This is a genomic window from Nostoc sp. CHAB 5836, from assembly GCF_020829445.1.
Taxonomy (GTDB): Bacteria; Cyanobacteriota; Cyanobacteriia; order Cyanobacteriales; family Nostocaceae; genus Nostoc.
Genome location: NZ_JAIVFV010000316.1, coordinates 1 through 3,833 on the forward strand (window position 1 = coordinate 1; position 3,833 = coordinate 3,833).

General features: G+C 51.9%; 3 protein-coding genes. All 3 read right to left on the reverse strand.

Annotation, left to right across the window (positions count from 1 at the left end):
- Window positions 1–395 (reverse strand): hypothetical protein (locus LC605_RS31630; RefSeq protein ID WP_229551347.1); only part of this gene is annotated, 395 nt, incomplete at its 3' end.
- Between the two features lie 662 nt (window positions 396–1,057).
- Entirely contained in the window at window positions 1,058–2,629 is a 1,572-nt protein-coding gene (locus LC605_RS31635) for a hypothetical protein (RefSeq protein WP_229551348.1), read from the reverse strand.
- A partial coding sequence (locus LC605_RS31640) for an ATP-binding protein (protein ID WP_229551349.1) occupies window positions 2,626–3,833 on the reverse strand: 1,208 nt, incomplete at its 5' end. The genes LC605_RS31635 and LC605_RS31640, both read right to left, overlap by 4 nt.

A 3,833-nucleotide genomic window follows, 5' to 3' on the forward strand; every position in this document is an offset into this window, starting at 1 on the left:
AGAGAGAGAAGCGCCGGCGCCGCAACCGCCAGCCACGCTTCCGGCGACGCAGAAGCGAGCCTCCCGGCCATACTTGTCGCGCTGCTCATGCCACCAGCCACCAGCATCACCATCATCAGAGCAGAGGCGAGCGCCGCCACCAGCATGCCCACTCGCGGCGGCAAGATCCTCCGACTGTTGACCAGCTCCTTGATATATTCCAGACCATTCGCCCGGCACAGTGCAATGGGGACGCGCCAGCTCGAAGCAATCGCCAGCCACAGTGCGTTGGCGACTTCGCCGAAGAGATCGTCCGCACGTTCAATCACCCACAGCTTTTCCTGTCGAGCCGGAGCACTCGCGGGCTTGGACGCTTCAGCTTGTCTTGGTGCTTTCGCGGGTTCGGTATCGCTCATGCACGCTACCTGTAGTGGATGTGGAAGGGTATTCGATGATCCATCGTTCTGGATGGATGCGAAGCCCACAAAGAAGGCGGCTGTGGAGCTTTGCCGGACGATGGGATGGAAAGTCGCAGCCTAGCGGCGCTGGGTACGCAGGTCGCATAAACGGGACGCCTACACCTGTTGTCGAGTTGATAAGACAGTCAGGTCTGCGATTGGCTACCATCGAAGCGGCAGCCAGGTCCCGTGGAACGAGAAGCGCGCAGAGGCAAGAGTTTTGAGCGAATCCCGGCGGCTGAGGTTGAGTAGTTGACCGCAGCAAAGCAGTCGGTCGCGAGCGTCGCCATATGGCCGGCTGCGAACATCCGCCTCGGCCGTGGAATCAGATTGGGATCTGAACAGGATCACGAGCCGAACGACCGCTCGCCGTCGTGGCGCCGTACTGGCGCTACCGGCCAGTTCCTGACGTTCGATCCGCCTGATTGGGTGGCAGCTTCGAGCCCAAAGCCGAAGTTCATCGAAACTCAGCACCAGACTGATTGCGGCCATCACGAATGAATTTCAGAAAAACTGCGGCCGTCATCGCAGAAACAGATCTCAGGCAAATCTTCGCCTCTGGGTATACAACGCCGTAGTGAAAGTGAGTGCGCTAAAGAACAATATGCCGTCGGTATTTTTCATCTAGTTTTTTTCGTCGTCGGAACATCGGCATTTCCAAGCTCGTCAAGCTCCCGTTCAGCAATAGTCAATAGGTCGTCACACGCAATACGGCAGCGATCAAGCTCCTTGCTAGGAACGGGCGTAAAATGCGCACGATCATTTCGCACCGGCATAATGCAAGCGAGCTTATCCTCAAGCTCCCGCTTGTCACGAAAACTATTCTTAAATAGATCCCAAGTTGCACCATTCGTCATTAACATGCCTAGTTGCCCTAAATACATGCATGACATTAAGTCGCGCTGGCTAGATTCACGCGCATATCGGTATTGATGCTTGGACTTCTCTTGGGTCGCGACAATCTGCTCCCACGACTTATCTCCAAGTACTTTTCTCATTCGGTCGTCTGTCGTTTGGCCGAATCTTGTGTTTAGTCTTTGTAGGACCAACTGCCTGAGCGCCAGTTCTGTTCTTTCGATGAGAGACCAAACCGTCTCCGCATCAGAAGCGCGCACATCCTCAACTTTAAATACTTGCGCGTAATCCCAGAATAGAGAATTACATGCGATCAATTCATCACCTACTCGCAGTCCAATACCAGTGTATTCGTATTCGTCGAAAACTCTTCGCGCCAAATATTTGTTTAAGTTGCGCTTGGCCAATCGGTCAGCAAGCTGCGGGACCGTTATTGATTTGGTTGTCGCAAAATAGGCGATGAGTTCGCGAGCCTCAGGACTCATGACCAATATCCAATTTTCGAAGAGTACTTCGCTATTCGACGCCAGCTCTCCCGCGAAGCTGTCTGGTTCGGAGGCATGAATACCAGCGAATGCACGTTCCACGAGGCGCGCAGTGAGGCCGGCATGCCCGCCAGTAAGTGGAATTATTTTTTCCGACAGTGCAACAACATCCACGCTACGGACCAACTCTTGGTTCACACGGGCTATCAATTCTTGAACGTCGCACTTCGCCAGATTCGAGAGCGAGACTGATAAAGATCGACTCCCAATTGGTGACGTGTCGTCCTTCAAGAACTCGTCAAGATGTTGATTTCCCGCAAACACCATCGCAATCTTCAATTGTTCGCCCGCCTCCCCGAAGAGCAGCGAAAAGAGATTGTCCTGAAAGCCTCTGGGGAAGCGGGTTCCGAGTACCCGCTTGGCCTCGTCGAGCAAAAAAATAAACCGTACATCCACTTGACGACATGCTGTGGCAATTCCTAAGAGCGCAATTACAAAGGAGTCCAGGTCATCAGGTGAGTGTTCGTCCGTCTGAACGAAACCAATAACTCGCGTTTTACAGGCGACAAGGGTTTTGGAATACAAAAGTCGGTAGAAATCCGCAGGTGTGGCGTCGTAAAGAAGTCGTGATAAGTCAACGTAAATAAATAGTTCGTAGCTAGATAGATCCGCAACATTAGCGGGCTGGGCTAAGCTGAAATCGTGCAATCGACGAAGAAATGCCGTCTTTCCTGCTTGCCTCCCACCGTATAGCAAGACGGCGTTAGACCGTTTTAGCGCGTACTCCGTGTGACGTAGCGCGCTGGATCTGTCAGCAAAGTACGGTGAGCCAGGGCAAATACGGATACTCATTTAGCAGACCTCATCGCAGCTGACTTTATGAGCCATCGCCGCATTAGGCCCATCGATAAGCTAGCCTTAGATTCGCTTAAATTGACCAGTTGATAACCCAAAAGATGTTTAATGCTAAGTGCGCCTTGCTCCGCGCCCACCAGATCATCAAGTTTAATCGTCCCGCCACCATTGGCTATGGCTTGACATACTTCAAGTTCCTGCGGGTAGTCTCGGGCAAATCGATCAATAATTTCTTGGAAGTCTTTGCTTGCGACTTCTAGGTATTGGTCGATAACGGCCTCAACCATCGGGGCGGCAATTTGCACTGGCCTACCGGGATATCGATCACTCAGAAAACTGCAGAACTGACGAGAAAAGAATGGGTGTCCTCCCGTTAGGTCATGAATAAATTCACAAGCTTGCGGGTTGAAGTGCATTCCCATCCCCCGCCCAAGAATGCGCACCATCTGAGTCGTCTCTTCGACCTGAAGCATAGGCAAATAGATCTCTTTGAAGAAATTGAAGACGGGGTTATCCTTCCCCGAAAACTGAGCTGCTTCGGCGACAGATGCATTTGCGCCCGTTACGATGACAACGAAGTCATCTGATTCTTGGGCAACACCTCGGAGGTAGCTAAAGAGATCAAAGAATCCGCTAAAACCCTCCTTTCCAATATTGCTCGGCAGCACGCGCTCGATTTCATCCAACATCAGAACCACTTTTGGTCGTGGCGTGACATTTGCCGACCTTACCAATCGAAGTGTCTGCGTAACCTCTGAGTCAAAAGCCGTCGCTACCGGATAGTCGCTGGGAATATCGAGAAAGTCAGCGAACTTTCCCCCTAAGCGTGAACTTGGGATTCGATGGCCCGTCCTGCCAAGGCGTTCAGCAAGTTCAACTGCGATTTTCCAATAGATCCACCTCGCATCTGATACATCTGCGGGAACACGGAGGAGATCTATGTAGACGACAACATCCCCGTTTTCACTCGCACGTCGTTCAATTTCTTTCAGAAGAGATGTCTTGCCTACCTTTCGAAGACCGAATATTCCTGCAGCAGCCCCGGATGATATTGCATCCTTTAGTTCAGACATCGAGCGATGTCGGCCAAAGAATCGTCTTCCAGAAACAGGGAAATTTTGCGCAAATAGATCCCTTCTGTGAAGCCATCGGTCAAGCACGAATCGTAGAGCGCTTAGGGCATCATCTGCTGTCTCGATCT

Coding starts and splice junctions, on each gene's coding strand:
- LC605_RS31635 (WP_229551348.1), bottom strand. CDS start 2,629: ATGAGTATCCGTATTTGCCCTGGCTCACCGTACTTTGCTGACAGATCC.